The following is a 26,678-nucleotide window of genomic DNA, read 5'->3' as shown; positions in this document are numbered from 1 at the left end:
GCGCACGGTCCTCAGGCGCGTCCGCGAGCCCGCCTGAACCGGTCCAGGCCCTCGGCCAGGTCGACGACGGGGCCGGGGTAGTCGACCGCGTCCCGCTCCGGGCCCCGGAGCTTCCACGGCTCGTGCGCCGCCAGGCCTTCCAGTCGCGCCAGTTCGGGTACCCAGCGCCGCACGTAGCTGCCGTCGGGGTCGTGCCGCCTGGCCTGGGTGACCGGGTTGAGGACGCGATGGGGACGGGTGTCGGTGCCGGTCCCGGCCATCCACTGCCAGTTGAGCTGGTTGCTGGCGACGTCCCCGTCGACCAGCAGGTCCAGGAAGTGGCGGGCGCCCACCCGCCAGTCGACGTAGAGGGTCTTGGCCAGGAAGCTCGCGGCCAGCAGCCGGGCACGGTTGTGCATCCAGCCCTCGTGGCGCAACTGGCGCATCGCGGCGTCGACGACCGGATAGCCGGTACGGCCCTCCCGCCACGCCTCGATGTCCTCCTGGGCCGTCCGCTCCGTGCGCCAGCGGTCGTGCCTGGTGCGGTAGTCGGCGGTGGCCGCGGCCGGCCGCGCCGCCAGCACCTGCCGGTGGAAGTCGCGCCAGGCGAGCTGCCGTACGAAGGCATCGGCGCCCGGGCCGCCCGCCCCGCGGGCCCGGTGGACCAGTTCCACGGGGGAGAGCGTGCCGAAGTGCAGGTGCGGCGAGAGCCGGGAGGTGGCGTCGACGGCCAGGTCGTCGTGCCGGTCCTCGTAGTCCGCGATGCCCTGGCGCAGCCACGCGGAGAACCGCCTGCGGCCCTCCCGCTCCCCGCCCGCGGCCAGCCCCGCGGACACGCCCGGCAGCCCGGCACGGGAGGGGACCTCCTCGGACCCGACCCCCTCCGGCACCCGGATCGTGCGGGGCACGCCGAGCGGGTCGCGCATCCGTTGCCGCGACCACTGCCGGAAGTACGGCGTGAACACGGCGAAGTGGTCCGAGGAGGCCGGCGTCACGGCGCCGGGCGCGAGCGCGGTGGTCACCGCTTCGTGCACGTGCAACCGGCGTCCGTCGGCCTCCAGGGCCCGGCGCAGCCGCGCTTCCCGGCGGTGCGCGTAGGCGCTGACGTCGGCGGCCATGTGCACCTCGTCGGCGTCCGCCTCGGCGACCACCTGGCACACCTCCTCGACGAGATCGCCGGAGCGGACCACCAGCCGCCCGCCGTGCCGGCGCAGCCCCGAGTCGAGATCGCGCAGACAGTCGGCGAGGAAGGCCAGCCGGTTGGGCACCGCGAATCCCGCGTCCGCCACGCCCCGGTCGCGGACGAACAGGGGCACGACCTCGCGGGTGCCGTCCAGTGCGGCCCGCAGGGGCGGGTGGTCGTGCAGGCGCAGATCGGCGGTGAACAGGACGACCGAGACGTACATGGTGCGGCTCCGGGGAACGGAAGGTGCGGACACCGGGATATTCCGGTCCGGTCGGGCCCGCGGATGCACGCGCCGGCCGGCGATCCGGATGACATGTCCCGGCCGATCGCGGGCAACCGCAGAGATACGGGACGTGCGTTCCGTTCGGCTTCCGATGCTGGAGGTGACCGGCCGTCATGGGTGCGAGGGTGCTGGAGCGGTTCCCTGCGGGAGCCCCGCGTGGATCATGGCCCGCGGAGGAGTACGCGGCAGCCCGCCGCGCCGAGGGCGAGCCCGCGACCGTGGTGATGGACCTGAGGTCCGACGCGTTCCTCGTCGTGGTCGAGGGGGTGGAGGAGGACAGCAGGTCCTGACCCCGGTCACTGCCGCCATGTGTTCCTGCCGTTCGGTCCGCACGGCCCGCGGAATGAGCGGTCTGCCCCCGGTTCAGGGAATTCCTGTCACGCCTTCGTGGAATTCAAGGGTCCGCGACGCGAGAGCGATCCGGTTCTCCTTGACGGCTCTCGCACGCGACTGCCACGATCAACGGCATGACGATGCGACTGGACCTCACGCGGCGACGCCACGTCGACCTCGCGCGCGTCTCCAGCGCCTCCTGTCGCGCCATGGCCTGATCGACGAACTCTCCCCGCAGACCCGGCGCTTCTCTTCTTTCTTCCGGCATTGCCCGACATTCCCCTCGCCTTCGGCGCGCGTGGAATTCGGCGTGACCGAGAACATCGGCGAGCAATTCCGCGACAGGACCTCCGCATGCCCGCGGCGCACGTGAAAGCGCCGTCCGGCGGACGGCGGGCCCGGTCTCCGCAGCACGGCTTGCGCGGACACACATTCCAGAACGGAGACCCCGCGTGTCCCTCACCTTCCACTGGTTCCTGCCCACCAACGGCGACAGCCGGCACGTCGTCGGCGGCGGCCACGGCACCCCGGCCACCGTCTCCTCCCGGGACCGGCCGCCGACGGTCGCCTATCTGAGCCAGATCGCCCGGGCCGCCGAGGACCTGGGGTTCGTCGGTGCGCTCACCCCGACCGGCGCCTGGTGCGAGGACGCGTGGCTGACCACCGCCATGGTCAGCCAGAACTCCGAGCGGCTGAAGTTCCTGGTCGCCTTCCGGCCCGGCTCCGTCTCGCCGACGCTCGCCGCGCAGATGGCGTCCACCTTCCAGCGGCAGACCGGCGGACGGCTGCTCCTCAACGTGGTCACCGGCGGCGAGAGCCGCGAGCAGCGGGCCTACGGCGACTTCCTCGACAAGGACGACCGTTACCGCCGTACCGGAGAATTCCTGCACATCGTCCGGGACTTGTGGCAGGGAAAGAACGTCGACCTGCGCGGTGAGCGCCTCCGGGTCGAGGACGCGAAGCTGAGCCGGGTGCCCGATCCGGTGCCCGAGGTGTACTTCGGCGGCTCCTCGCCCATCGCTCTGGAGATCGCCGCCCGGTACGCCGACGTGTACCTGACCTGGGGGGAGCCGCCGGCACAGGTCGCCGGGAAGACCGCCCGGATCGGGGACCTGGCCGCGCGGCACGGCCGTACCCTCCGCTTCGGCATCCGTCTGCACGTCATCACCCGCGACACCGCCGAGCAGGCCTGGGCCGAGGCCGGCCGCCTGCTCGACGGATTCGACTCGGCGACCGTGCGGTCCGTCCAGGAGGGCCTGGCCCGCAGCGAGTCCGAGGGCCAGCGGCGCATGCTCGCCCTGCACGGCGGCAGCCGCGAGGGCCTGGAGATCCACCCCAATCTCTGGGCCGGCATCGGCCTGGTGCGCGGCGGCGCGGGCACGGCCCTGGTCGGCAGCCATGACGAGGTCGCCGAGCGGATCAAGGAGTACCACGCCCTCGGCATCGACGAGTTCGTGCTCTCCGGTTATCCGCACCTGGAGGAGGCGTACTGGTTCGGCGAGGGTGTGCTCCCCCGGCTTGCCGCGCAGGGGCTGTGGCGGCATCCCGGCGGGAAGCCGGACACGCTCCGGGCCGAGGTGCCCTTCGCCTACTGAGTGGTAACTTCGCCTGGCAGAATGCGGGTTCATGACACGAGATCCGCATGATGTGGGAGCGTCCGTCACCTTCGGGCTGCTGGCCGCCTGGGCCGTGCACGACGCCGAGGAAGTGGTCATGGTGCCGCGATGGGTGCGGACGCAGGTCCCCGAGCTGCGCAAGAAGTTTCCCCGGGTGCCGGAGACGGCGTGGCGGCAGCTGGAGGCGGTGGACGGACGCGAGTTCACGACGGCCGTCGCCGCCATGGCCGTCGTGCTCGCGGCGTGCGCCGCCGACGGGCAGCGCACCGGCGGGCGCTCCGCCGTCTATCAGACGGCACTCAACGCCTTCGGCCTGCACGGCGTGGTGCACCTGGCCCAGGCGGCCGCGTTCCGTGGGTACACGCCGGGCTCGGTGACCACTCCGCTGGTCGTCCTGCCGTTCACGCTCTGGGCCCGCGGCCGCCTGCGCCGGGCCGGGGTCCTGCGCCCCGCCCGCCCCCGCGACGTGGTCCAGGGCCTCGCCTTCGCCACGGCCGCCGCGGTCGGCACACACGCGGTGGCGCGCCGCGTACTGCGCCGCGGCTGACCGCCGTAACGGCTGCCCCGTTCACGCGCCGCCCGCCCCCAGGGCCAGCGCCCGCAGATGCGCCCGGCGTGTCTCGGCCGTCTGTCCCTGCACCAGCAGGAAGAGCCCCTCGCGGGCCAGCCGTTGGGCGCGGCTGGTCAGGGCCATCGCCCGGCCGCCGCCGGCCACCACCGCCGCGGTGGTGGCCGCACCCAGCACGTCGTACGCCTCGGCCCGCACGGCCAGCCGCTCCTCGGTCCGCTCGTGCGGTACCGGGTGATCGGCCAGAGCGTAGGCCCGGCGGCGGACGTCGGCGAGGCGGGCGAGCAGCGGGGCGGCCGGTTCCTCGTCCAGCAGGGCGAGTGCGGCCTCGGCGACACCGAAGACCGCCGGGGTGGCGTTCAGCGTCCTGGCCCGGTCCCTGGGCGCCCAGGTCTCGTACGGTGCCCGCAGGGCCACCGCCTCCTCGGGCACCCGCAGTCCGTCCAGCTCCAGCGACACCGTCCGGGCGGCCGTGAGGGCCGCGAGACGCATCGGCGCCGAGGCCCGCAGCCCGGGCTGCTCCCGCGCCTCGGTGAAGGCGAACAGCACCTCGCCCGCGTCAGTCGTCCCGGCCAGCAGCATCACGTCGTTCAGACCCCACCCGGTGTACCAGGGGACGGTCCCGTCGAACCGCCACCCGTCGCCCGCCCGCCGGACCCGCACCGGGACGCGCGGGTACGACCGCAGGTGCGCGTACGCCACCCCGGACAGCAGTTCCCCGCGCGACAGCGGGCCCAGCAGCCGCTCCCGCACGGGCAGTCCGCTCTGCGTCAGGGTCTGCACCGGCGTGTGGTGCTGCGTCTGCACGAACCACGTCGAGCAGCACGCCCCGGCCAGGATCTCCGCGGTCTCCCGCAGCACGGCCGGCGGTGCGCCGGAGCCCCCGTACGCGACGGGCGCGACCACGCCCAGCAGCCCGGACCGCTTCACCGCCTCGATGTGGCTCACCGGGACGCCCTCCTGGTCCACCCGCTCGGCCTCGGGCAGGAGCAGTTCGGCGGCGAGCCTGCGGGCGCGGGTGACGAGCGGATGTGCGCTGATGGTCATGCGGAAGATTCTTTCCGAAGATCTCCGCCGGACATTTCTTCCGGATCCGTGGCGCGGGGTGTCGATCCGGGCTCCCGCCGTTCGTGTAGGAGGTGACAGACACCCCCGACACCGGGAAGACGCCCGGGACGAAGCCCAGGAGGACGTCATGAAGCACTACCTGCTCAGCGTGGTCCAGCCGACCGGGGGACAGCCCCCCGCCCCCGACGCGCTCGCCGAGATCATGCGCAACGTCGAGGCCTTCAACGACGAACTGCGCGCGGCCGGCGCCTGGGTCTTCGCCGGCGGACTGCACGGCCCGGAGACCGCCACCGTGCTCCGCCCCGAGGACGGCGACGTCCTCATCACCGACGGGCCCTTCGCCGAGGGCAAGGAGTACCTGGGCGGACTCTGCCTGATCCGGGCCGCCGACCTGGACGAGGCCCTGGAGTGGGGGCGGAAGGCCGCCCTGGCGACCACCCTCCCCATCGAGGTACGGCCGTTCGTGGACCAGCACTGATGGCCGAGGCCCCCGGTATCGAGGGCGTCTTCCGCGCGGAGTACGGGCGTGCGGTCGCCGTCCTCGTCCGCTTCCTCGGCGACATCGGCCTCGCCGAGGAAGCGGTGCAGGACGCCTTCGCCACCGCCATGGCCAAGTGGCCGGAGACCGGCGTGCCGCCGAGCCCCGCCGGCTGGATCATCACCACCGCGCGCAACCGCGCCGTGGACCGGTTGCGCCGCGAGTCCTCCCGGGACGCCCGGCACGCCGAGGCCGCCCGGCTGTACGCGCCCGACGCACCGCCCGAGGAGGGCCCCGTGCCCGACGACCGGCTCCGTCTGATCTTCACCTGCTGCCACCCGGCGCTCGCCCCGCAGTCCCGGGTCGCCCTCACCCTGCGCCTGCTCGGCGGCCTGAGCACCTCGCAGATCGCCCGTGCCTTCCTGGTGCCCGAGCCCACGCTCGCCCAGCGTCTGGTGCGGGCCAAGGCCAAGATCCGCGACGCGGGCATCCCGTACCGAGTGCCCCGCGACGCCGATCTGCCGGACCGGCTCGGCGGCGTCCTCGCCGTCCTCTACCTGATCTTCAACGAGGGCTACACCGGCGACCCCGCCCTCTGCACGGAAGCCGTACGGCTCGGCCGGCTGCTGGCCGAGCTGATGCCGGACGAACCCGAGGTCACCGGCCTGCTGGCGCTGATGCTGCTGATCGAGGCGCGCCGGCCGGCCCGGCAGGACGCGGACGGTGTCCTGGTGCCGCTGTCCGAGCAGGACCGCGGCCTGTGGGACCGCTCCCTGATCGAGGAGGGCCAGGACCTGGTCCGTCGCTGCCTGCGCCGCGACCGGCCGGGGCCGTACCAGATCCAGGCCGCGATCAACGCCGTGCACAGCGACGCACCGACCGCCGCCGCCACCGACTGGGGGCAGATCCTGCTCCTGTACGACCAGCTGACGGCCCTCGCCCCGACGCCCGTCGTCGCGCTGAACCGGGCGGTCGCGGTGGCCGAGGCCGAGGGCCCGGCCAAGGCCCTGGAGCTGGTCGACTCCCTCGACCTGCCCCGCTACCACGTCCTGCACGCCGTCCGCGCCGACCTGCTGCGCCGCCTGGACCGGCCCGCCGAGGCCGCGGGGGAGTACGCGCGGGCCGCCGATCTCGCCGCCAGTGCGGCCGAACGGGCGTATCTGGACCGGCGCCGCCGGGACCTCGACCACCGGACGACGTGACCCTGATCACTGAGAGCGGCTGCCGGAATTTACTTGGGCACCTGAAAGGTTGGCGTTTGCATCTGACTCTACGAGACCCTGGGCTCGGGCCGACCCGTCCGTGCCCACCAGCGAGGCATCCGTGAACCACCCCACCCCCGAGCAGCCCGCCGACGTCGTCGCCCGGCTGCGCGCCACCTTCCGCACCGGCCGCACCAAGCCCGTCGAGTGGCGCACCGGACAGCTCCGGCGCCTGCGCGCGATGCTCACGGAGAACGGCGCCGACCTCGCCACCGCCCTCCACGCCGACCTGGGCAAGAGCAGCGCCGAGGCCTACCGCACCGAGATCGACTTCACCGTCCGCGAGATCGACCACACCCTCGACCACCTGGACGAGTGGCTGCGCCCGGAGTCCGCGCCCGTGCCGGCGCACCTCGGTGCCGACGCCGCGGCCTGGACGCAGTACGACCCCCTCGGCGTCGTCCTCGTCATCGCGCCCTGGAACTACCCGGCCCAGCTCCTGCTCGCTCCCATGGTCGGCGCGCTCGCCTCGGGCAACGCGGTCGTGGCCAAGCCGAGCGAACTGGCCCCGGCCACCTCGGCCGCCCTGGCCGGGCTGATCCCCGCCTATCTGGACACCGACGCGGTCGCCGTCGTCGAGGGCGGTGTCCCGGAGACCACGGCCCTGCTCGCCGAGCGCTTCGACCACATCTTCTACACCGGCAACGGAGCCGTCGGCCGCATCGTGATGCGCGCCGCCGCCGAGCACCTCACCCCGGTCGCCCTCGAACTGGGCGGCAAGTCACCGGTGTTCGTCGACCGGGGCACCGACCTCGACGTGGTCGCCGACCGGCTGGCCCGCGGCAAGTTCCTCAACGCGGGGCAGACCTGTGTCGCCCCCGACTACGTCCTCGCCGACCCGGAGACCGCCGCCGCCCTGGAGGCCGCGCTGGTCCGTGTCGTCCAGGCCGTCTTCGGCACCGACCCGCAGACCTCGCCCGAGTACGGCCGGATCGTCAACGAGCGCCACTTCGACCGGCTCTGCGCCCTGCTCGGCTCCGGCCGGGTGGCGGTCGGCGGCGGCAGCGACCGTGCGGACAAGTACATCGCGCCGACCGTGCTCGCGGACGTCGACCCGAAGTCGCCCGTCATGCGGGAGGAGATCTTCGGCCCGATCCTGCCGATCGTCACCGTGTCCGGCCTGGACGAGGCGATCGCCTTCATCAACGACCGCGACAAGCCGCTCGCGCTGTACGTCTTCACCGAGTCCGAGGAGACCCGCGGGCGCATCGCCGCCGAAACCTCCTCCGGCGGACTCGGCTACGGCCTGCCGCTCGCCCACCTCACCGTGTCCGACCTGCCGTTCGGCGGCGTGGGGGAGAGCGGCATGGGCAGCTATCACGGCCGGTACTCGATCGAGACGTTCAGCCACCGCAAGGCGGTCCTGGCGAAGCCGCTGAACTGATCTCCCCCAGCTCCGAGTCGGGCCCGGCCGCATCTGCGGCCGGGCCCGATCCCTTTGCGGCCGCCCGGTGTTCGCGGCCGGGATCGATGAGTCATTGACTGGTCTACACCCTTGACTGGTCCAGACCAAAGCGGTTGAGTGTGCCCAACCCCCCACCGCGGCCGCTTCCGTCTCCGACGGACGCGGCCGTGCTCCGCAAAGGAGTTGACCGTGTTGAGGCACCGCATCGCCGCGCTTGTCACCTCGCTCGTCCTCGGCGGTTCCGCCCTGGTACTCCAGTCCGCCCCCACCGCTTCCGCCGCGGACTTCGTCGTGAGCGAGGCTCAGTTCAACCAGATGTTCCCGAGCCGGAATCCGTTCTACAGCTACAGCGGACTCACCGCGGCCCTCGCCGCGTACCCCGGATTCGCGAACACCGGCAGCGACACCGTGCGCAAGCAGGAGGCCGCCGCCTTCCTCGCCAACGTCAGCCACGAGACCGGCGGCCTGGTGTACGTCGTCGAGCAGGACACCGCCAACTACCCCCACTACTGCGACTGGAGCCAGTCCTACGGCTGCCCCGCGGGACAGGCCGCCTACTACGGGCGCGGCCCCCTCCAGCTCTCCTGGAACTTCAACTACAAGGCCGCGGGCGACGCTCTCGGCATCGACCTCCTCGACAACCCCTGGCAGGCGGAGAACGACGCGTCCGTCGCCTGGAAGACCGGCCTGTGGTACTGGAACACCCAGTCGGGGCCGGGCAGCATGACCCCGCACAACGCGATGGTCGACGGCGCCGGCTTCGGCCAGACCGTCCGCAGCATCAACGGCTCCCTGGAATGCGACGGCAAGAACCCCGCGCAGGTGCAGAGCCGCGTCGACGCCTACCAGCGCTTCACCCAGATCCTCGGGGTCTCCCCGGGCGCCGATCTGTACTGCTGACAGCCGGCCGGGTGCCGTGTGCGAGACTCCGTCGATGACTGCCCAAAAGATCACAGCGGAGGCCTCCGGTACCTGGAAGCTCGGCGACCTGCCCGTCCACCGCCTCGGCTTCGGCGCGATGCGGCTGACGGGCAGCGCCGCCTTCCATCTCGGCACCCCGAGCGACCGGGAACGGTCGCTGGGCGTCCTGCGCAAGGCCGTCGAGCTGGGTGTGAACCACATCGACACGGCGGCCTTCTACTTCTCCGCCCGGCGTTCCGCCAACGAACTCATCAACACCGCACTCGCCCCGTACTCCGGCGACCTGGTCATCGCCACCAAGGTCGGCCCCTTCCGCGACCACTCCGGCGAGTGGGGCACCTCGGCCCGGCCCGACCAGCTGCGCGGGCACGTCGAGGAGAACCTGCGCCAGCTCGGCCGCGACCACCTCGACCTCGTATACCTGCGCCGGATGCGCCAGGACTCCGTCGCCGAACACTTCGGCGCCCTGGCGGAGTTGCGTACGGCGGGACTGATCCGGCATCTCGGGATCTCCGCCGCCGAACCCCGGCACCTCGCCGAGGCGCTGGAGATCGCACCCGTGGTGTCCGTCCAGAACCGCTACGCCGTGGACCGTCCCGACCCCGTCGGCGACGAGGTCCTGCGCCTGTGCGGCGAGCACGGCATCGCCTTCGTCCCCTTCTATGCCGTCGCCGGCGAGGCCGGAGAGCGCGGCGCGAGCGCCGCACACGACGACGCGGTGCTCTCCGTCGCCCGGGCCCACGGGGTGAGCCCTGCGCAGGTCCGCGTCGCCTGGACGCTGCACCAGGGCCCGCACGTCCTCGCCATCCCCGGCACCGGCAACCCCGACCACCTCGTCGAGAACGTCGCCGCGGGCGCGCTGCGCCTCACCGGCGAGGAGCTGGCACGGCTCGGCGCGGGGCGCGCGCAGGCAGGCTGAGCGGCGGCCGCGTCACACGACCCACTCGCCGTCCCGCATCAGATGCCGGCCGCGCAGTTCGCGCTCCTCGTGCCACGCCTGCACCGCCCGCGGCCGCACCTCGAAGTAGGCGTACGACGGGCTGTCCGCGCGCGGATCCCAGCCCGTCTTCGCCGCGAACGCGTCCGCGGCCGCACCCGGCACGTCCTCGGCGCCGAAGAACCGCACCTCCCCGTCGACGAGCACGACGTCACGGGTGTGCCCGAGGGCCAGCCGGGTCCGGCCGACGTCACGCAGATTGCGGCCGGTGGGATTGGTGGCGCGGGTGCACAGCCAGAGCGACTCCCCGTCCCAGACGAACCACAGCGGCACCAGACACGGCAGCCCGTCCGCATCCGCCGTGGCCACCCAGATGTCGATCTCCCGCTCCAGGCGGGCCAGGACGTCTCGCTTGCGCTGTGCCGCGGAGCGGACCGGTTCGGTGATCTTCATGCCCGGGACGCTACCGGTCACCGCGGTGCCGCACCTCGGGCCCGCGTCCTAGGACCGTGGTCCCGGTGCGCCTCCTGCGCGCAGAGTCGTCGAAGATGGACGGCGAACGGTGTGCGCACAGCCGTTCGGACATCGCGGACGGCGTCTATCCATAATGGGTGTGCAGCGCGCACGACCGTACGACGGCTCTGGCTGACTACACTCGTGTAGACGGACTCCGGCCGGCAGAGAAAGACGGGGTGAGGAACGTTCCCATGACCGACGCCAAGGACGAACGCCGGCCGGCCGGTGAACTCGAAGCGAGCGTCATGGCCGCCCTGTGGGCCGCCGGTGCGCCCCAGACATCCGGCCAGGTCCAGCTGGCCCTCGGCGCGGACCTCGCGCGGACGACGGTGACCACCATCCTCACCCGCCTGCACGACAAGGGCATGGTCGAACGGCGGCGGCAGGGCCGTGGCTACGCCTACTTCCCCCTCCAGGACGCCCAGGGGCTCACCGCCCGCCGCATGCACACCGAGCTCGACCGGGACGACGACCGCGAGACCGTCCTGGCCCGCTTCGTCGCCCAGCTCAACCCCGACGACGAGCGCATCCTGCGAGACCTGCTCGAACCGGACGGCCGATGATCGCACTGCTCCTGCTGCCGCTGCTGCTGCCGTGCGTCCTCCCGGCACTGGCCCGGCGAGCCCTGGACCGGCTGGCCCCGGCGGCCGCGCTGTGGGCGGTCACCGGCTGTGCCGTCGTCCTCGCGGGCTGCTCGCTGGCCGCGCTCGGCGCGTTCGTCCTGACCGGCCTGCTCAAGCTGCCGTCGTTCGCCGCGCTCGGAGACTTCGTCCACCCGCTGCGCACCGCCTCCGACCTCGTCGTCCTGCCCGTCGCCGCGACCTCCGTCGGCGCCCTCGCCGTGTGCGCCCTGACCCTCGTCCGCTCGGTCCTGCACCAGACCCGAGCCTTCAGGGCCGCCCGCACCGAAGCCGGGCGCGGTCCCGTCGCGGGCGACCTGTGCGTGGTGGACTCGCCGCGCCCCGACGCCTATGCGCTGCCGGGCCGCCCGCACCGCATCGTCGTCACCACCGCCATGCTGCGCAGCCTGGACGGCCCCGAACGGGAGGCACTCTTCGCGCACGAGCGGGCGCACAACGAAGGCGGCCACCACTACTTCCTCGCGGCGGCCGAACTCGCGGCCCACTGCCACCCCGCCCTGCGCCCGGTCCGGGAGACCATCCGCCTGGCCGCCGAGCGGGCCGCCGACGAGGCCGCCGCCGTCAGCGTCGGCGACCGGCGTCTGACCGCCCGGGCCATCGCCCGGGCCGCCCTCGCCGGCCAGGCCGCCCGGTCCGAGCGCCCCGGCTTCGCCGCCGGCGCGACGACGGGCCCCGTGCCGCGGCGCGTCCAGGCCCTGCTGGCCGCCCCTCGCGCCCCGCGCCGGTCCGGCCGCCGCATCGCCGCCCTCCTCCTCGCCTGCACCGCCGTCTCCTGCGTCGCCTCGGTGACCGGGATGGCCGACTTCCATCACCGCGTCGAGATCGCGCAGGGCGAGGAAAGGCCCTGACGGGCGCTGCGGAGCGACCCGTGCGGCCCCCGCGGGCACGAGCGCCCCGGAGGCCCGCGCACGCCCTGCCGGACCGCCTCGCACGGACCTGTGGCACGTGTCCGCGAAGGTGACTGGCGCCGGTGAGGTTTTACGTATAACCTCTCCGGCTAACCACCCCCACCGGAAGGCCCCGATGCGACGCGTTGCCCTGGTCACCCTCGTCGTCGACGACTACGACGAGGCCGTGCGCTTCTACACCGAGGCCCTCGGATTCCGGCTGGCCGAGGACGAGCCCCGGCCGGACGGCTCCCGCTGGGTCGTCGTGGAGCCCGGGACGCGGGACCACGGCACCGGCCTGCTGCTCGCCCGAGCCAAGGGCGAGGACCAGCGTGCCCGGATCGGGGACCAGACCGGCGGGCGGGTCGGGTTCTTCCTGCACACCGACGACTTCGCCCGCGACCACGCCCGGATGACCGCCGCCGGCGTGACCTTCCTGGAGGAGCCGCGCCACGAGTCGTACGGCACGGTCGCCGTCTTCCAGGACCTCTACGGCAACCGCTGGGACCTGCTCCAGCCCGCCGACTGAGCTTCCTCCCGCCGCACGCTCCTCCCGCCGCACGCTCCCAACGCCGCTCAGAACCGCCTGCTCAAGGAAAGACCCGCCATGACTGCTACGCGCGTAGACGCTGAAGTGATCCGCCGCCTGCCCAAGGCCGTCCTGCACGACCACCTCGACGGCGGCCTGCGTCCCGCCACCGTCGTCGAGCTCGCCGCCGCGGTCGGGCACACCCTGCCCACCACCGACCCCGAAGAACTGGCCGCCTGGTACTTCGAGGCCGCCAACTCCGGCGACCTGGTCCGCTACATAGCCACCTTCGAGCACACCCTCGCCGTCATGCAGAACCGCGAGGGCCTGCTGCGCGTCGCCGAGGAGTACGTCCTCGACCTCGCCGCCGACGGCGTCGTCTACGCCGAGGTGCGCTACGCCCCCGAGCTGAACACCCGGGGCGGGCTCACGCTGAACGAGGTCGTGGAGACTGTCCAGGAGGGCCTCGCCGCCGGCATGGCCAAGGCGGCCGCCGCCGGTACCCCCGTCCGGGTCGGCACCCTGCTGTGCGGCATGCGCATGTTCGACCGGGTCCGCGAGGCCGCCGACCTGGCGGTCGCCTACCGCGACGCCGGTGTCGTCGGCTTCGACATCGCCGGTGCCGAGGACGGCTTCCCGCCCGCCGACCACCTGGACGCTTTCGAGCACCTGCGCCGCGAGAGCGTGCCCTTCACCATCCACGCCGGCGAGGCGCACGGTCTGCCCAGCATCCACCAGGCCCTCCAGGTGTGCGGCGCCCAGCGCATCGGACACGGCGTGCGCCTCACCGAGGACATCGTGGACGGCAAGCTCGGCCGCCTGGCCGGCTGGGTGCGCGACCGCCGCATCGCCCTGGAGATGTGCCCGACGTCCAACCTTCAGACGGGCTGCGCCACTTCGATCGCCGAGCACCCCATCACGGCCCTGAAGGACATGGGCTTCCGGGTCACCCTCAACACCGACAACCGTCTGGTCTCGGGGACGACGATGACCCGGGAGATGTCCCTGCTGGTCGAGGAGGCCGGCTGGACCGTGGAGGACCTGCGCACGGTCACGGTGAACGCCCTCAAGAGCGCGTTCATCCCGTTCGACGAGCGCAAGGCCCTCATCGAGGACGTGGTCCTGCCGGGTTACGCGGCCGCGCTCTGAAGCAGCCCCCTGAGGTAGGCGGCCTGTCCGATGTGCTGAAGGTCGTCGGACAGGACGCTCACCAGGCGGACCCCGAGCGTGACCGGGGGATCCCAGCGCTCGTCCACGACCCCTTCGAGATCCTTGGCGGCGAGTGAGCGCAGGGCGCCGAGGGTCTGCTCGTGGACGGCGTCGTAGTACCCCGTCAGCTGGCCGGCCGACTCGACCCGCACCTTGGCGACCTTCGCGGGACTGTGCCCGTAGCCGGTGTCATGGCGGGGCAGGTCGAGGCCGAAGCGTTTCTCCCAGCCCTGCGACAGCCACACCTGGTCGAGGCCGAAGGCGTCGGCGATGTGGTCGTCCTGCACCCGGGTGAGGTGCCAGACCAGCCAGGCGATGGAGTTGGTGCCGGGGTCCGGACGGAAGTGCAGCCCGTCCGGACCCAGGCCGTCGAGGGCGGCATGGACTTCTTCCTGGATGCGGCCGTAGCCGTCGATGAGGATGTCCTTCGCATGCATGCGTCCACCATCGCGCATCGCGCGCCCTCATGCGTCCGCTATCCAGCTCCCGTGGAAGCCGAGCGGCACCCGCCCGGGCAGGTGGACCCGTGCCACCGGTTCGCCGGTGAAGTCCTGCGCGGCGAGGATCACCAGGTCGGCTGCGCCCCGGTCGGGGTCGTGGACGTAGGCGATCGTGTATCCGTCGTCCTCCGCGGCCTTTCCGCCGCCCGTTTCGCGCGGCACGAACACCGCCTCGCCCGCTGCCGCGCCCCGGGGCAGCCGGTGCACCTGGGCCGTGCCGCGCAGCAGGTCGTGCTTGAGGAGCGCGTTGGAGAAGGCCCGGTCCGGCGGGTTGCCGCCGTCCGGGGTCAGATAGGCGAGCGTCATCTCGGCGGCCGAGGCCGAGTACCCGTAGCGGTGCCGGTGGGCCACCAACTCCTCGTTGACCCGCGGGAATTCCTGCGGCCGGTCGTCCAGGACCCGCTGCCGCACGCACCCGTGGCGCAGGTCGACCGTCCAGCGTTCGAGCTTCGCGGTGCCCGCCGCGTACGGCCCGTCGGAGCCGCGTCCGGCGACGTGGAACGGCGCCGGGTAGGTCGTCAGGTCGACGACCACGGACGAGCCCTCGTCGTAGGCGTTGAGGGTGTGCGAGTAGAAGACCGGGTCGATACCGAACCAGCGCACCGGGCCGCCGGTCCGCCGCATGACCCCCACCCGGGTGGGGTGCTCGCGGTTCCAGATGTACGGCACCGGGGCGCCGCGTCCGGCGGCCGCCGGATCGAAGGTGACCGGCAGGTCGAAGACGACGACGTGCTTCTCGGTGAGCGCGAAGTCGTGCATCATCGGCGCGTCCGCCACCGGGATCCGCGTCGTGCGGGCGACGCGCCCGGCGGGGTCCACGACCAGGTGCCGGACGTGGTCCCAGGCCGGATAGTAGGCGACCGCGTGGAGTTCCCCGGCGCGTGCGTCGTACTTGGTGTGCGCGGTGAACGCCCCCTGAAGGGTGCCCCGGAAGTCGTAGGTGCCCACCGTGTTCAGCTCGTCGTCCAGCTCGTAGGGCAGCGGACCGCTCTCCTGCAGCGCGAGGATCCGCCCCTGGTAAGGGATCACATGCGTGTTGCAGGCGAAGTCCTCCGGCGGCACCGGCCCCGGGTGGGGCTCGCCCAGCTTCTCGGCCACCCGGGAGGAGCGCACCCACCGGTTGCGGTACCACTCCGCCTTCCCGTCGCGCAGCCGCACCCCGTGCACCATGCCCTCGCCGAGCATCCAGTGGTGCGTGCGGGGGTCCTCCAGGCCGAGGACGTTGGGGCCGTTGCGCAGGAAGCGGCCGTTCAGCTCGCGGGGGACGCGGCCGGTGACCGGGAGGTCGAAGGCCGTCAGTTCCTCGGTGACCGGCTCGAACGCCCCCTCGAGAAAGGGAAAGCGACGCTGCGCCCCGGCTCGTCGCGGCCGGGCCGACGCCGGATGCCCCGAGGCCCCGGCGAGTGCGCCCGCCGCCGCGACGCCGGCCGCGCCCCGCAGCACCGTCCGCCGTGTGTGCTCTGCCATCTGCCGTACTCCTGACCGCCGTTGACGTGGTTGACGGTCACGAGTCTGCGGCGGCGGGCGGCCGGAATCAGGAGGCCTGGGGACCGTCCTGGGGTGGTGCCAGCCCCCCTGTTTCCAGGAGTGTGACCAGCGCGCGGGCGGCGGGGCTGGTGGCCCGCTCCGGCGGCAGCAGGGCCACGGTCTCGTACTCCGCCTCGCCCGTGCCCTTCAGCGGGAGCGCCGTGAGCGAGGGCCGCTTGTGCCGGAAGTGCCGCGGTACGACGGCGATGCCGAGGTTCTCGTCGACCAGATCGAGCAGGCTGTGCACGTCGTTGACCTCCAGCGGGACCGTGCGCCGGACGCCGGCCGCGGCGAACGCGGCGTCGGTGGTGCGGCGCGGACCCCAGTCCGGGTGGAAGTCCACGAACACCTCACCGGCCAGGTCCTCGGCCGTGCGCGCCGCGCCCGCGGAGGCGAGCCGGTGGCTGGGGTGGCACAGGACGGTCATCGGCTCGCTGGTCAGCGAGACCGAGCGCAGCTGGTCGCTGTCGGCCTGGGTGCGGTAGGCGAAGGCCAGGTCCAGCCGCCCGGCCGTGACCTCCTCGGCCAGGGCGCCCGAGCCGGCCTGCCGCAGCCGGATCTCCACGTCCGGGTGGCGCCGCCGGAAGGCGGCCAGCAGCCGTGCCACATGCACCCCGGCGATGCACTGCTCGGTGCCGAGCGCCAGTGTGCCGCGCAGTACCCCCTGTACGGCGGCCACCGCCTCGTGCGCCGACCGCACCTGCGCGAGGATCCGCTCGGCCTCCGCCAGCAGCGCGCGCCCCGCCTCGGTGAGCGTCACCCGCCGGGTGGTGCGCACGAACAGCGGCGCCCGCAGCTCCCGTTCCAGAGCCCGGATGGAGGCGGACAGGCCGGACTGGGACACCATCAGGCGTTCGGCGGCCCGGGTGAAGTGCTGGTCCTCGGCGACCGCGACGAAGTGCTGGAGATGACGCAGTTCCATGATTGAGAAGCCTAGCCGCACAATTCCATCGGATTCTCCTGTTGGACCGCTGCGTGCGGCTCGGGGAAGAGTGAGGTCGGTAGTTCGTGTGCCAACCCCTCTGGAGTCGCGTTGTACACCGCACACCCCGACCGTTACGCCGACATGCCCTACCGGCGCACCGGACGCAGCGGCCTGAAGCTTCCCGCGCTGTCGCTCGGCCTGTGGCACAACTTCGGGCCCGACCGGCCCGTCGAGACCCAGCGCGCCATCCTGCGCCGCGCCTTCGACCTCGGCGTCACCCACTTCGACCTGGCCAACAACTACGGCCCGCCGCCCGGCGCCGCCGAGTCCGCGCTCGGCGAGGCCCTGAAGGCCGACTTCGCGCCGTACCGCGACGAGCTGGTCATCTCCACCAAGGCCGGCTATCTGATGTGGCCCGGCCCGTACGGCGAATGGGGCTCGCGCAAGTACCTGCTGTCCTCGCTCGACCAGAGCCTGCAGCGCATGGGCCTGGACCATGTCGACATCTTCTACTCGCACCGCCCCGACCCGGACACTCCGCTGGAGGAGACGATGGGTGCCCTGCACACCGCGGTGCAGCAGGGCAAGGCGCTCTACGTCGGAGTCTCCAACTACTCGGCGGAGCAGACCCGTGAGGCCGCCCGCATCCTCGGCGAGCTGGGCACCCCGCTCCTCATCCACCAGCCGCGCTACTCGATGCTCGACCGGCGCCCCGAGGACGAGGGCCTGCTGGACGCCCTGGACGAGCTGCGGGTCGGCTCCATCGTGTACTCCCCGCTGGAGCAGGGCCTGCTCTCCGGCCGCTACCTCGACGGCATCCCGGAGGACTCCCGGGCCGCGAGCGACAGCCCCTTCCTGAACTCGGACGCGGTCACCGAGGACCTCGTCGGCCGGCTGCGCGCCCTGGACGACATCGCCACGTCCCGGGGCCAGACGCTGGCCCAGCTGGCCCTGGCCTGGGTGCTGCGCGGTGGCCGGGTCACCTCCGCCCTGGTGGGCGCGAGCAGCCCGCGGCAGATCGACGACAGCGTCGGCGCGATCCGCAACCTGGACTTCGACGCCGAGGAACTGGCACGGATCGACGCGATCGTCAGGCCGGAGGCCGACCGCTAGGCCGTGAGCCGCTCGCTGACCTCCCAGAGGCGGGCCGCCGCCTCTGGGTCGACGGCGTAGGGCAGTACGCCGGGCAGTCCCGGTCGCGCCCTCCACTCGGCCTCGTTCCCGGCGGTCACCACGGGGCTGATGTCGCAGTTCTCGCAGTAGACACCGCCGAGTCCGTCGAGCCGGGGGTTGGTGGCGCACCACACGCCGGTCGCCGCTCCCTGCGGGACGGTCTTCTGCTGCCGGGCGGGGTCGCGCACCGGGCGGCCCTCCTCGTCGAGGACGCCGGCCGCCCGCAGGGCCTCCTCGGAGAGGTGCTTGGCGAGACCGGTGTCGATGATCTGGCCGGGGTGCACGGCGAAGGCCCGTACGCCCTCCGCCCGGCCCCGCCGGTCCAGTTCGACGGCGAAGAGCGCGTTGGCGGTCTTCGACTGGCCGTAGGCGAGGAACGGATCGTAGGCCCGGTGCTCGAAGTGCAGGTCCTCGAAGACGACGGGCGAGAAGCGGATGCCCCGCGAGGACACCGAGACCACCCGCGCCCCGTGGGCCGCCACCAGAGCGGGCCACAGCCGGGCCACCAGCCGGAAGTGGCCGAGGTGGTTCGTGGCGAACTGTGCCTCGTACCCGCGGGCGTCCCGGGTCGGCGGCGTCGCCATGATCCCGGCACTGTTCACCAGGATGTGCAGCGGACGCCCGGAGGCCAGGAACCTCTCGGCGAGGGCGTCGACGGACGCCGGGTCGATCAGGTCCATCGGCTCGACCGCGACGCCGTCCGTCTCCTTCAGCGCGGCACGGGCCCGCTCCGGGTCCCTGGCCGGTACGACGACCTCGGCGCCCGCCGCCCGCAGGATTCGGCTCGTCTCCAGGCCGATGCCCGAGTAGCCGCCGGTGACGATCGCGACCTTGCCGGTCAGGTCGATGCCCTTGATCACGTCCTCGGCGGTGGACGCGGCGCCGAAGCCTGAGTGCAGGGGCTGCTGCGCGGTGGTCATGGTGGGGGTCTCCTCGATGTGAGCCATGGAGCCACCGTAGATCCGCCGCTCCGAACGATGAATGCTTGAGAGTGCGTACTACTTGCGCGATAGTTCGAGCATGTTCACCGATCCCCTTTCCGACGCTCTGGCCGTCGCGGACGCGCGCGGGGTGTTCTCCGGCGGTTTCACCGCCGGCGGGCGCTGGGCCGTCCGGCTGCGGGGGCGCGACAAGCTGAAGGTGAACGTCCTGGCGCGGGGCGGCTGCCTGCTCGTCGCCGAGGGCGGGGCCGAACCCGTGGCACTGTCCGAGGGCGACATCGTGGTCTCCGACGGGCGGCGGCCGTACGTCCTGTGCAGCGAGCCGGGACTGGAGCCGGTCGACCCGGCGGAGGTCGCCGTGGATCCGCGCACCCGTATGGGGGCGCTCGGCGGGGGAGAGGAGGTGGTGTGCGTCTCCGGGCACATCGACCTCAGCCGGGACAGCGGCGATCTGCTGCGCCGGGCCCTGCCCGAGCTGATCCATGTGCGCTCCGGCGCTGCCGAGGCGCCGGTGCTGCGCTGGCTCACCGCACAGCTGATGCGGGAGATGGCCGACGGCCGGGCCGGTTCCGCCTTCTCCTCGGACCACCTGGCCCAGTTGATGTTCCTCCAGGTGTTGCGGGCCTGCCTCAGCGAGGCCGCCGCGCTGCCGGCCGGCTGGCTGCGGGCGCTGGCGGACGAGCGGCTGGCCCCCGCCCTGCGCCTGATGCACGCCGACCCGGCGCATCCCTGGCGACTGGAGGAGCTGGCGCGGGCCGCCGCGATGTCCAGGACCACCTTCGCCGTGCGTTTCAAGGAGGCCGCGGGGGTACCGCCCCTCACCTACCTGCAGAACTGGCGCATGAGCCTGGCCGCCCGCGCGCTCAGGCAGGACTCCACCCCGGTCGCCGCACTGGCCCGCTCGGTCGGCTACACCTCCGAGAGCGCCTTCAGCAACGCCTTCAAACGCACGGTCGGAGTAGCGCCCCGGCGCTACCGGGAGACGGTCAGGAGCTGAGCCGCTCCAGAAGCCGGACCGTCACCGTGTCGCCCTCGCCCTTGCCGATCGCCTTGCGTACCTCGGTCTTCACGGGCAGTTTGTGCGTGCCGTCGCCCAGCGCCATGAACGAGCTCCGGAACGGATGGCCGTCGACGGTGCCGCGGATCTTGACCAGTCCGCGGGTGCCGAAGAATTCCACGGACCGCGGCCAGATCACATAGGTCCAGCCGCTTTTCTCCGGGCTTTTGCACAGGACCGCGGTGAATTCCTCGTCCACTTTCCCCGCGGTGCTCGTCGTCCCGCCGGTGATGTTCATCATGGTCTCCGCTCGCGGTGATCTATTCCGGGTCGCATGGATCCGGGTCCCGGTCCTTTCCCTCGCCTGACCGCCGCGAGCGGGAAAACTCATCGCGGTCTCGGGCTCAGGCCGCCGGAATTCGGTCCAGGAAGCCCAGCACCTGCCGGATGCGGCCCTCGCCGTCCAGGGTGATCACGTCGAACCCGGCCACCGGCGCCGAGCCTCCCCCGGAGGGGGTACCCCCAGCCTCGTTCACCAGCTCCCAGGAGAAGCGCGCGATGTCGTGGTGCCCGTCCACCGCGCCGGCCGGACGGAACACGAACCCCGGGAACTGCTCGTGGGCCGCGGCGATCACGGCCGCGATCTGCTCGTGCCCGCGGACGTCGGCGAGGGGGTCCGTGTAGCTGCCGTCCGCGGTCCAGGCCGCGGCGACCGCCTTCGTCAGGGCCTCGGGCTCGGTGGCGTTCCAGGCCTCGAAGTAACGGGCGACGGCGCTCTCGTAACCTTCGGTGTTCACGGGCATGGCGAATCAGCCTCCATCGAGGTCGTATCCACTGGTCAGGAGCCGGATCCGGGGATCGCCGATCCGGTGTGACCACCATGCCGGTCAAAGCCGGGCCGGGTCGATTACCTCCCGGGTAATGCCATGGGCGGCCTTGCACCCCGCGCATTTTTGGCCAGAACGGGCGCGGAATATGCCAACAGACTGGCCGGAAAGGCATGGTGACAGTGTTTCGGGAGTGGCGATACTCGAACGTCAGGGGCACTTCACCGCACAGGAGCCGTACGGAGAGCGAGGGGCCGGTCGGCACGTCAGCGATGCGTTCGGGGGAGTGATCGTGCACGACGAATTCCTGTGCCATGTCACCGCGTACGGCACCTGCGGCGGCCGGCGTATCGGCGTACCGCTCGGCACCTATCGCGCGCCGACCCTGGCGCTGGCCCTGTGGTGGCTGCGGGACCGGGCGTCCTGGATCGCCGAGCGGCTCGACCCGAGCCCGCAGGACGCCGCCTTCCCGTCGGGCGCGCTCGTCCCGGTCGCGGACACGGTGGCCGACGTCCCCGCGCTGCTGCGTGCCTGGTGTGCCGACGCCGGCGAGCAGGAACTGGTCGCGGAGGAACTGGCTGGCGGCCGGCTGGTGCGGATCGCCGCCTGCGACGACACCACCGAGTACGAACTGCTCGCCGAGTCCGTCGACGCGCTGCGCATGCAGCGCACCCTCCCGGCGCTCGTCGTCCCCGTCGCCTGACACGTGCCACGGTGTCGGGGTGTGTGCCCTCCACCGCTTCGGCCGCAGGCGCACATATGGTCAAATCGGTACAATTCTGGCCATGGCGGAGCGACCCGTCGCCCCGACGGCGCCCGAGCTAGTCCTGGAGACCGACACGGGCTCCACGGTGATGAGCCCGGGCCGCGACTACCACGTCGGGCGTGACCCGTTGAGCGACATCGTCTTCGACGATGCGCGGGTCTCGTGGCACCACGCGGTGCTGCGCTGCGACCACGACCGCTGGACCCTGGAGGACGCGCAGAGCACCAACGGAACCTATGCCGACGGCTCCCGCATCCACGCCTGGGACGTGCGCCCCGGCAGCGTCATCCGCTTCGGCAACCCCGCCGACGGCCCCCGCGCCGTCCTCACCGGGGCACCCCCGCCCGAGCCCGGTCTCCCCCAGACGGTCTCGCATCCCGAGCTGACCGGCACCTACCGCCATCCGAGCAGCGTACGGCCGCGGCCCACGCGCACGATCCGCATCGGCCGGGCGGCCGGCAACGACCTCGTCGTCGACGACCTGAGCGTCTCCCGCCACCACGCCGAACTGCGCGCCCACGCGGACGGCGGCTACGAGATCGTCGACCTCGGCAGCCACAACGGCACCTACCTCAACGGCCGTCCCGTCACCCGCGCCCCGGCGGGCCCCGGTGACCTCGTCGGCATCGGCCATGTCACGTACTGTCTGGTCGGCGACGAACTCCGGGAGTACGTCGACACCGGCGAGGTCTCCCTCGACGTACAGGACCTCACGGTCGCCGTCGACCGCGACGGCAAGGTCCTGCTCGACCACGTCTCCTTCCCGGTGGGGGAGAAGTGCCTGCTCGCCGTCGTCGGACCGAGCGGCGCCGGCAAGTCCACGCTGCTGAACGCCCTGACCGGACAGCGGCCCGCCGACCACGGCACCGTCCTGTACGACGGCCGCGACCTGTACCGCGACTACGCCGAACTGCGCCGGCGCATCGGCCTGGTCCCGCAGGACGACATCCTGCACCCCCAGCTCACCGTGCGCGCCGCCCTCTCCTACGCCGCCGAGCTGCGCTTCCCCGAGGACACCGACAAGACCGAGCGGCAAGCCCGGGTGGACGAGGTGATCCGGGAACTGGGCCTCGAACAGCGCGCCGGGCAGCCCGTGCACAGCCTCTCCGGAGGACAGCGCAAACGGGTCAGCGTCGCGCTGGAACTGCTCACCAAGCCGTCGCTGCTGTTCCTGGACGAGCCGACCTCGGGCCTCGACCCCGGTATGGACCGCTCCGTGATGCACATGCTGCGCCGCCTCGCCGACGACGGCCGCACCGTCATCGTGGTCACCCACAGCGTCCTCAGCCTCGACGTCTGCGACCGCCTCCTGGTCCTCGCCCCCGGTGGCCGTATCGCCTTCTACGGCCTGCCCGACGACGCCCTCGCCTTCTTCGGCTTCGACGAGTGGCCGGAGGCCTTCGAGGCCTTCGACCGCGACCAGGACCGGGACTGGGCGGGGGAGTACCGCGCATCGCCGTTCCACCGGCACTACGTCACGGAGGCCACCACCCAGCCCCGCCGCCCGGACTCCGCACCGGCCGCCCCCGCGCCCCCGCCCCGCCCCCGCAGCCCGGGCGCTCAACTGCGCACCCTGGTCCGCCGGTACACGGCCGTCCTCGCCGCCGACCGCACCTTCCTCGCCGTCATGGTCGCCCTGCCCTTCGTCATGGGTGCCATGGCCCGGGCCCTCGCGGGCGGGAAGCTGACCCGGGACACCGCGATGAGCACGCTGCTCGTCCTGTGCGTCGGCGGCGTGCTCACCGGCGCCGCCAACGCGGTGCGCGAACTCGTCAAGGAACGCGCGGTCTACCGGCGCGAACGGGCCGTCGGCCTGTCCAGACCGGCGTATCTGATGTCCAAGGTCGTGGTGCTCGGCACCGTCACGGTCCTCCAGGCCGTCGTCCTCACCCTGGTCGCCCTGGCCGGTGTCGACCTGAACGCGCCCGGCGGCCGCGGCGTCGTGCTGCCCGCCCTGGCCGAAGTCACCCTCGCCGTCGCCCTGCTGGCGTTCACGGCCATGATGCTCGGCCTGCTGGTCTCGGCGCTCGTGCGCAAGGAGGAGGTGACGATGCCGCTGCTGGTGCTGCTCGCGGTCGTCCAGGTCGTGTTCTGCGGCGCGCTGCTCCGGCTGCACGGCGTGCCCGTCCTCGCGCAGGTCTCCTGGCTGGTGCCCTCCCGCTGGGCGCTCGGCGCCATGGCGGGCACCATCGGGCTCGCCCGGATCGTGCCCGGCGACCTGGCCTCCGACCCCCTGTTCCGGCACTCGGTCGGCGCCTGGCTGCTCGACCTGGCCGTCCTGTCGGTGATGTGCGTCGGCTACGGCCTGCTGGTCGCCCGGCTGCTGCGCCGGCGGGAACCGGCCGTGATGCGGAAGTAGGCGACGCCATGCCGAACCAGCCGATCCAGCCGGACCGAGCGAACCCGCGCACCCCCGAATTCCGGCCCACGCATGTCGTCCCGCCCCACGGCATGCCCGCCTGGGAGGCCCCCGACCTCGCCACGCCCACCGCCTCCCTCGACCCGCTGCTGCCCGTACAGCTGGTGGAACGGCACGGCGACTGGGGACACATCCGCTGCGCCAACGGCTGGGCCGCCTGGGTCGACGGCCGGCACCTGGTCGCCCTGCCCCAGGATCCGCCCACCGCCGACGCCGCGCCCGCCACGACCGCCGACCCGCGCCCGCTGCTGGCCGGTGTCGAAGAGGCCGTGGCCGACTACCGCTCGGCGGTGGAGGAACTCGCCGGTGGCGGCCTGGACGGGGAGTCCTTCCGGGACCGTACCCGTGAGCTGCGGATCGGCCTCGTGGTCGACGGCGAGTCCATGTGGGTCTACGACCCGGAGGAGGGTCGCTGGCTGTACGGCGACGGGCGGCTCCTGGCCACGTACGCCACGGACCGGGCGGCGGCAGGCGAGGAGGCAGGGCGCGCCCCCGCCCGGTTCACCGCCCCCGAGGGTGAGTCCTGATGGCGGGCCGGGCCGGTCTGTCCTCCGGCAGGCCCTCCGGACCGATCGGGTGCCAGGTGGCGAACTACCTGGTCGAGAGCGAGATCGGCCGCGGCGGCATGGCCGTCGTCTACCGCGCCCGCGATCTGCGCCTGGACCGCCCCGTCGCCCTCAAGCTGCTCGCCCCGGAACTCGCCCGCAACGACACCTTCCGGCAGCGTTTCACCCAGGAGTCCCGGGTGGCCGCCTCGATCGACCATCCGCACATCGTGCCCGTCTTCGAGGCCGGCGAGACGGACGGCGTGCTCTACATCGCCATGCGCTACGTCCCCGGAAGCGATCTGCGCCGTCTCCTCGACGAGGGCGGGGCGTTGCCCTTCGAGGCCGCCGTGCGCATCGCCGCACAGGTGGCCTCCGCGCTCGACGCCGCCCACGAGCACGGCCTGGTCCACCGGGACGTCAAGCCCGGCAACGTCCTGGTCGCCCACGGCACCGACAGCGAGCACCCCGAACACGTCTACCTCACCGACTTCGGCCTGACCAAGAAGTCGCTGTCCCTGACCGGATTCACCAGCGTCGGCCAGTTCGTCGGCACCCTCGACTACGTGGCCCCGGAGCAGATCTCCGGCCGGCCCGTCGACGGCCGCTGCGACGTCTACGGCCTCGCCTGCGTCGTCTACGAGACCCTGACCGGACGCCCGCCCTTCCAGCGCGAGGACGACGTGGCCCTGCTCTGGGCCCACCAGTACGACGAGCCGCCCCCGCCGAGCGGATCCCGCCCCGGCCTGCCACCGGCCGTCGACGCCGTCTTCGCCAAGGCCCTCGCCAAGAACCCGGACGACCGCTACGACACCTGCCTGGGCTTCGTCGCCGCCCTGCGTGCCGCCTCCGCCGGGAACCCCGCGGCCGGTCCCCCGCCCCCGGTGGCGGACACCAGGCCCGCGGCCGCACCCCCGTTGCCGCCGGGATGGGCCGGCCCCGTCCTCCACTAGGGCGTACCGACCTCGCCGGGCCGCCGCACCGGCCGCGCCAGCAGCGCGCCCAGGAAGCCCGTGGCCAGCCCCCACAGCGCGCCGAGGCTCACCGCCTGCCACAGCCGGGGTCTGAGGAACACCTCCCCGGACAGGCCGCCGCCCAGATCGCCGATGCCGAGCAGGGACAGACCGTAGTGCGCCGAGATCCGGCACAGCAGACAGACCATGAACACCGTCAGCGCCAGGGCGACGCCCAGCCGCACCGCGTGCTGCCAGGCCGGGACACGCGCCGGGGAACGCGCCGCCATCCCGAAGGCGACGGCCAGCAGCAGCACCACGTCCGTGACCACCAGCCACCACATCCTGCCGTCGTGGGCGGTGAGCGTGCGCAGGTTCAGCGTGGCGACATCGGGAGTGCGCAGGATCTCGTCCAGCACATGGGGCATCGGCAGGCCGAACGGGCCGTCCACACGCCCGTGCCAGGTGGCCCCCTGGCCGAGGGTGAGGGCGAGCCAGACCAGATTGGGCAGGCCGAGCAGGATGAGCGCCAGGGTCTCGGCGGGCTGCCCGCGCGTCGCCGCGGACACCAGCGCGACGACGAGGCCCAGGGCGACGTAACCGAGCAGCAGGACGACCATGGCGTGCGCCGCCGGGCGCACCGACTCCTGGCACCGCAGCAGCCGCCCCGGCAGCGGAGCCCCGGGCGCGACCAGCAGGGCCAGCACCAGCACGCCGGCCAGCCACAGCAGACCGAACAGCACGGTCAGGGGCACGTCCGTGGTGAAGCCGATCTTCGGCTCCAGGTCGAACAGACCGGTGAGATCGCTGAGCGTGCCGTTGCCCACGTCGACCGCGAAGGTCTGCCGGGCGGCCAGCGCGAGGCCGATCAGCGCGCACAGCCACAGCACCGCGATCCGTGCGGCCCAGCCGGCCAGCTCCCTCGCCGAGGCGACCGCCCGATGCCGCAGCGGCCGCAGAAAACCCGCACCGATCACCAGTGCTCCGGCGAGGGTCACCGACAGGGGCAGCACGGTCAGACCGGCCCGGGTCCGCGCCAGCGCACCCGCGTTGCCGGAGAGTTCGAGCGTGCCGCCGACCGCCGTCACCACGGTCGCCACCACCACCCGGGCGAACGCCCCGTCCGGCAGATCCGCCGCTCCGGCCGCCCACAGCCCCAGTGCCGCGATCAGCACCATGACGGCCAGCCCGGTCAGCACCGCCGCCACGGCCCGCGCCCAGCCGTGACGGGCGACGGGCCGCGCGGAGACGGTCGGAGGGCTCACCCTTGCCACGCTAAGCAGCACC

General features: G+C 72.8%; 29 protein-coding genes. 19 read left to right on the top strand and 10 right to left on the bottom strand.

Features of this window, described 5'->3' with window-relative positions:
• Positions 1-11: 11 nt before the first annotated feature.
• Positions 12-1,385: a cryptochrome/photolyase family protein gene (locus AVL59_RS27580; protein WP_067309530.1), complete on the bottom strand. Its 1,374-nt coding sequence runs from the start codon at positions 1,383-1,385 to the stop codon at positions 12-14.
• 176 nt (positions 1,386-1,561) lie between these two features.
• On the opposite strand from AVL59_RS27580, the gene AVL59_RS53305 reads away from it, so the two are divergent.
• From AVL59_RS53305 to AVL59_RS27570, 4 genes are all read left to right on the top strand, one after another.
• On the top strand, positions 1,562-1,738 hold the full coding sequence (locus AVL59_RS53305; protein ID WP_167549301.1) for a hypothetical protein: 177 nt from the start codon (positions 1,562-1,564) through the stop codon (positions 1,736-1,738).
• 177 nt (positions 1,739-1,915) lie between these two features.
• Positions 1,916-1,999, top strand: coding sequence for a putative leader peptide (locus tag AVL59_RS56665; protein ID WP_372450312.1), 84 nt, complete (start codon positions 1,916-1,918; stop codon positions 1,997-1,999).
• A gap of 234 nt (positions 2,000-2,233) precedes the next feature.
• Positions 2,234-3,376, top strand: a complete 1,143-nt coding sequence (locus AVL59_RS27575) for an LLM class flavin-dependent oxidoreductase (RefSeq protein ID WP_067309527.1) — start codon at positions 2,234-2,236, stop codon at positions 3,374-3,376.
• 31 nt (positions 3,377-3,407) lie between these two features.
• On the top strand, positions 3,408-3,944 hold the full coding sequence (locus AVL59_RS27570; RefSeq protein ID WP_067309524.1) for an HXXEE domain-containing protein: 537 nt from the start codon (positions 3,408-3,410) through the stop codon (positions 3,942-3,944).
• A 21-nt stretch (positions 3,945-3,965) separates the two neighbouring features.
• Here AVL59_RS27570 and AVL59_RS27565 read toward each other — a convergent pair whose 3' ends face one another.
• Positions 3,966-5,012 carry an acyl-CoA dehydrogenase family protein gene (locus tag AVL59_RS27565; protein ID WP_067309521.1) on the bottom strand — a complete coding sequence of 349 codons (1,047 nt, stop codon included), beginning with the start codon at positions 5,010-5,012 and terminating at the stop codon, positions 3,966-3,968.
• A gap of 148 nt (positions 5,013-5,160) precedes the next feature.
• Here AVL59_RS27565 and AVL59_RS27560 point away from each other — a divergent pair, with 148 nt between their 5' ends.
• From AVL59_RS27560 to AVL59_RS27540, 5 genes are all read left to right on the top strand, one after another.
• Positions 5,161-5,511, top strand: a complete 351-nt coding sequence (locus AVL59_RS27560; protein ID WP_067309518.1) for a YciI family protein — start codon at positions 5,161-5,163, stop codon at positions 5,509-5,511.
• Positions 5,511-6,713, top strand: a complete 1,203-nt coding sequence (locus AVL59_RS27555) for an RNA polymerase sigma factor (RefSeq protein WP_067309515.1) — start codon at positions 5,511-5,513, stop codon at positions 6,711-6,713. The genes AVL59_RS27560 and AVL59_RS27555 overlap by 1 nt, the downstream gene beginning before the upstream one ends.
• 49 nt (positions 6,714-6,762) lie before the next feature.
• Complete coding sequence (locus tag AVL59_RS27550) at positions 6,763-8,157, top strand: aldehyde dehydrogenase family protein (protein ID WP_079147013.1); 1,395 nt, start codon at positions 6,763-6,765, stop codon at positions 8,155-8,157.
• Positions 8,158-8,424: 267 nt separating this feature from the next.
• Positions 8,425-9,078 carry a chitinase gene (locus AVL59_RS27545; protein WP_372450311.1) on the top strand — a complete coding sequence of 218 codons (654 nt, stop codon included), beginning with the start codon at positions 8,425-8,427 and terminating at the stop codon, positions 9,076-9,078.
• 34 nt (positions 9,079-9,112) lie between these two features.
• The gene (locus AVL59_RS27540) at positions 9,113-10,018 is read left to right on the top strand and encodes an aldo/keto reductase (protein ID WP_067309506.1); all 906 of its coding nucleotides are present in this window, start codon (positions 9,113-9,115) and stop codon (positions 10,016-10,018) included.
• 12 nt (positions 10,019-10,030) lie between these two features.
• Here the strand turns inward: AVL59_RS27540 and AVL59_RS27535 are convergent, their stop codons facing one another.
• A complete protein-coding gene (locus AVL59_RS27535) occupies positions 10,031-10,489 on the bottom strand; it encodes a pyridoxamine 5'-phosphate oxidase family protein (RefSeq protein ID WP_067309503.1) in 459 nt (152 codons plus the stop codon).
• Between the two features lie 254 nt (positions 10,490-10,743).
• Here AVL59_RS27535 and AVL59_RS27530 point away from each other — a divergent pair, with 254 nt between their 5' ends.
• From AVL59_RS27530 to AVL59_RS27515, 4 genes are all read left to right on the top strand, one after another.
• The gene (locus AVL59_RS27530) at positions 10,744-11,115 is read left to right on the top strand and encodes a BlaI/MecI/CopY family transcriptional regulator (RefSeq protein ID WP_067309500.1); all 372 of its coding nucleotides are present in this window, start codon (positions 10,744-10,746) and stop codon (positions 11,113-11,115) included.
• On the top strand, positions 11,112-12,041 hold the full coding sequence (locus AVL59_RS27525) for a M48 family metalloprotease (RefSeq protein ID WP_067309497.1): 930 nt from the start codon (positions 11,112-11,114) through the stop codon (positions 12,039-12,041). Before AVL59_RS27530 ends, AVL59_RS27525 begins: the two co-directional genes overlap by 4 nt.
• A 175-nt stretch (positions 12,042-12,216) precedes the next feature.
• Entirely contained in the window at positions 12,217-12,609 is a 393-nt protein-coding gene (locus tag AVL59_RS27520; RefSeq protein WP_067309494.1) for a VOC family protein, read from the top strand.
• A 78-nt stretch (positions 12,610-12,687) separates the two neighbouring features.
• Positions 12,688-13,758 (top strand): adenosine deaminase, encoded by a 1,071-nt coding sequence (locus tag AVL59_RS27515; RefSeq protein WP_067309491.1) that lies wholly within the window; start codon positions 12,688-12,690, stop codon positions 13,756-13,758.
• Here AVL59_RS27515 and AVL59_RS27510 read toward each other — a convergent pair.
• The 3 genes from AVL59_RS27510 to AVL59_RS27500 all read right to left on the bottom strand — a co-directional run bounded on the left by AVL59_RS27510 (position 13,740) and on the right by AVL59_RS27500 (position 16,767).
• Positions 13,740-14,255: a mycothiol transferase gene (locus AVL59_RS27510; RefSeq protein WP_159400099.1), complete on the bottom strand. Its 516-nt coding sequence runs from the start codon at positions 14,253-14,255 to the stop codon at positions 13,740-13,742. The genes AVL59_RS27515 and AVL59_RS27510 overlap by 19 nt on opposite strands.
• A 27-nt stretch (positions 14,256-14,282) precedes the next feature.
• Complete coding sequence (locus tag AVL59_RS27505) at positions 14,283-15,785, bottom strand: carotenoid oxygenase family protein (RefSeq protein ID WP_067309487.1); 1,503 nt, start codon at positions 15,783-15,785, stop codon at positions 14,283-14,285.
• A 67-nt stretch (positions 15,786-15,852) separates the two neighbouring features.
• On the bottom strand, positions 15,853-16,767 hold the full coding sequence (locus AVL59_RS27500; RefSeq protein ID WP_067309484.1) for a LysR family transcriptional regulator: 915 nt from the start codon (positions 16,765-16,767) through the stop codon (positions 15,853-15,855).
• 111 nt (positions 16,768-16,878) lie between these two features.
• Here AVL59_RS27500 and mgrA point away from each other — a divergent pair, with 111 nt between their 5' ends.
• On the top strand, positions 16,879-17,883 hold the full coding sequence (mgrA, locus tag AVL59_RS27495; protein WP_067309481.1) for an L-glyceraldehyde 3-phosphate reductase: 1,005 nt from the start codon (positions 16,879-16,881) through the stop codon (positions 17,881-17,883).
• Here mgrA and AVL59_RS27490 read toward each other — a convergent pair.
• Entirely contained in the window at positions 17,880-18,890 is a 1,011-nt protein-coding gene (locus AVL59_RS27490) for an oxidoreductase (RefSeq protein ID WP_372450301.1), read from the bottom strand. The genes mgrA and AVL59_RS27490 overlap by 4 nt on opposite strands.
• A gap of 73 nt (positions 18,891-18,963) precedes the next feature.
• On the opposite strand from AVL59_RS27490, the gene AVL59_RS27485 reads away from it, so the two are divergent.
• Positions 18,964-19,881: an AraC family transcriptional regulator gene (locus tag AVL59_RS27485; RefSeq protein WP_067309478.1), complete on the top strand. Its 918-nt coding sequence runs from the start codon at positions 18,964-18,966 to the stop codon at positions 19,879-19,881.
• On the opposite strand, the gene AVL59_RS27480 is transcribed toward AVL59_RS27485, so the two are convergent.
• Positions 19,871-20,182 (bottom strand): DUF1905 domain-containing protein, encoded by a 312-nt coding sequence (locus tag AVL59_RS27480; RefSeq protein ID WP_237281686.1) that lies wholly within the window; start codon positions 20,180-20,182, stop codon positions 19,871-19,873. The genes AVL59_RS27485 and AVL59_RS27480 overlap by 11 nt on opposite strands.
• Positions 20,183-20,285: 103 nt before the next feature.
• Complete coding sequence (locus AVL59_RS27475) at positions 20,286-20,684, bottom strand: nuclear transport factor 2 family protein (protein ID WP_067309472.1); 399 nt, start codon at positions 20,682-20,684, stop codon at positions 20,286-20,288.
• 316 nt (positions 20,685-21,000) lie between these two features.
• On the opposite strand from AVL59_RS27475, the gene AVL59_RS27470 reads away from it, so the two are divergent.
• The 4 genes from AVL59_RS27470 to AVL59_RS27455 all read left to right on the top strand — a co-directional run bounded on the left by AVL59_RS27470 (position 21,001) and on the right by AVL59_RS27455 (position 25,391).
• Positions 21,001-21,411, top strand: coding sequence for a hypothetical protein (locus AVL59_RS27470; RefSeq protein ID WP_067317845.1), 411 nt, complete (start codon positions 21,001-21,003; stop codon positions 21,409-21,411).
• Positions 21,412-21,493: 82 nt separating this feature from the next.
• A complete protein-coding gene (locus AVL59_RS27465) occupies positions 21,494-23,833 on the top strand; it encodes an FHA domain-containing protein (protein WP_067309469.1) in 2,340 nt (779 codons plus the stop codon).
• Positions 23,834-23,841: 8 nt separating this feature from the next.
• Positions 23,842-24,420 carry a hypothetical protein gene (locus AVL59_RS27460; protein ID WP_067309466.1) on the top strand — a complete coding sequence of 193 codons (579 nt, stop codon included), beginning with the start codon at positions 23,842-23,844 and terminating at the stop codon, positions 24,418-24,420.
• Complete coding sequence (locus tag AVL59_RS27455; RefSeq protein WP_067309463.1) at positions 24,420-25,391, top strand: serine/threonine-protein kinase; 972 nt, start codon at positions 24,420-24,422, stop codon at positions 25,389-25,391. The genes AVL59_RS27460 and AVL59_RS27455 overlap by 1 nt, the downstream gene beginning before the upstream one ends.
• Here the strand turns inward: AVL59_RS27455 and AVL59_RS27450 are convergent.
• Complete coding sequence (locus AVL59_RS27450) at positions 25,388-26,656, bottom strand: streptophobe family protein (protein WP_067309460.1); 1,269 nt, start codon at positions 26,654-26,656, stop codon at positions 25,388-25,390. The genes AVL59_RS27455 and AVL59_RS27450 overlap by 4 nt on opposite strands.
• Positions 26,657-26,678: the final 22 nt, after the last annotated feature.

It is taken from the genome of Streptomyces griseochromogenes (genome assembly GCF_001542625.1).
In the GTDB taxonomy this organism is placed as follows: domain Bacteria; phylum Actinomycetota; class Actinomycetes; order Streptomycetales; family Streptomycetaceae; genus Streptomyces; species Streptomyces griseochromogenes.
This window is presented reverse-complemented; position numbering and strand designations above follow the sequence as displayed.

Excerpts from the sequence above, each read along its gene's own strand:
- AVL59_RS27455 (WP_067309463.1), top strand. The coding sequence starts at position 24,420 with ATGGCGGGCCGGGCCGGTCTGTCCTCCGGCAGGCCCTCCGGACCGATC.
- AVL59_RS27465 (WP_067309469.1), top strand. The coding sequence starts at position 21,494 with ATGGCGGAGCGACCCGTCGCCCCGACGGCGCCCGAGCTAGTCCTGGAG.
- AVL59_RS27525 (WP_067309497.1), top strand. The coding sequence starts at position 11,112 with ATGATCGCACTGCTCCTGCTGCCGCTGCTGCTGCCGTGCGTCCTCCCG.
- AVL59_RS27540 (WP_067309506.1), top strand. The coding sequence starts at position 9,113 with ATGACTGCCCAAAAGATCACAGCGGAGGCCTCCGGTACCTGGAAGCTC.
- AVL59_RS27555 (WP_067309515.1), top strand. The coding sequence starts at position 5,511 with ATGGCCGAGGCCCCCGGTATCGAGGGCGTCTTCCGCGCGGAGTACGGG.
- AVL59_RS27560 (WP_067309518.1), top strand. The coding sequence starts at position 5,161 with ATGAAGCACTACCTGCTCAGCGTGGTCCAGCCGACCGGGGGACAGCCC.
- AVL59_RS27460 (WP_067309466.1), top strand. The coding sequence starts at position 23,842 with ATGCCGAACCAGCCGATCCAGCCGGACCGAGCGAACCCGCGCACCCCC.
- AVL59_RS27570 (WP_067309524.1), top strand. The coding sequence starts at position 3,408 with ATGACACGAGATCCGCATGATGTGGGAGCGTCCGTCACCTTCGGGCTG.
- AVL59_RS27530 (WP_067309500.1), top strand. The coding sequence starts at position 10,744 with ATGACCGACGCCAAGGACGAACGCCGGCCGGCCGGTGAACTCGAAGCG.
- AVL59_RS56665 (WP_372450312.1), top strand. The coding sequence starts at position 1,916 with ATGACGATGCGACTGGACCTCACGCGGCGACGCCACGTCGACCTCGCG.
- AVL59_RS27535 (WP_067309503.1), bottom strand. The coding sequence starts at position 10,489 with ATGAAGATCACCGAACCGGTCCGCTCCGCGGCACAGCGCAAGCGAGAC.
- AVL59_RS27475 (WP_067309472.1), bottom strand. The coding sequence starts at position 20,684 with ATGCCCGTGAACACCGAAGGTTACGAGAGCGCCGTCGCCCGTTACTTC.
- AVL59_RS27510 (WP_159400099.1), bottom strand. The coding sequence starts at position 14,255 with ATGCATGCGAAGGACATCCTCATCGACGGCTACGGCCGCATCCAGGAA.
- AVL59_RS27520 (WP_067309494.1), top strand. The coding sequence starts at position 12,217 with ATGCGACGCGTTGCCCTGGTCACCCTCGTCGTCGACGACTACGACGAG.
- AVL59_RS27565 (WP_067309521.1), bottom strand. The coding sequence starts at position 5,012 with ATGACCATCAGCGCACATCCGCTCGTCACCCGCGCCCGCAGGCTCGCC.
- AVL59_RS27580 (WP_067309530.1), bottom strand. The coding sequence starts at position 1,385 with ATGTACGTCTCGGTCGTCCTGTTCACCGCCGATCTGCGCCTGCACGAC.
- AVL59_RS27505 (WP_067309487.1), bottom strand. The coding sequence starts at position 15,785 with ATGGCAGAGCACACACGGCGGACGGTGCTGCGGGGCGCGGCCGGCGTC.
- AVL59_RS27500 (WP_067309484.1), bottom strand. The coding sequence starts at position 16,767 with ATGGAACTGCGTCATCTCCAGCACTTCGTCGCGGTCGCCGAGGACCAG.
- AVL59_RS27480 (WP_237281686.1), bottom strand. The coding sequence starts at position 20,182 with ATGATGAACATCACCGGCGGGACGACGAGCACCGCGGGGAAAGTGGAC.
- AVL59_RS53305 (WP_167549301.1), top strand. The coding sequence starts at position 1,562 with ATGGGTGCGAGGGTGCTGGAGCGGTTCCCTGCGGGAGCCCCGCGTGGA.
- AVL59_RS27490 (WP_372450301.1), bottom strand. The coding sequence starts at position 18,890 with ATGGCTCACATCGAGGAGACCCCCACCATGACCACCGCGCAGCAGCCC.
- AVL59_RS27515 (WP_067309491.1), top strand. The coding sequence starts at position 12,688 with ATGACTGCTACGCGCGTAGACGCTGAAGTGATCCGCCGCCTGCCCAAG.
- AVL59_RS27485 (WP_067309478.1), top strand. The coding sequence starts at position 18,964 with ATGTTCACCGATCCCCTTTCCGACGCTCTGGCCGTCGCGGACGCGCGC.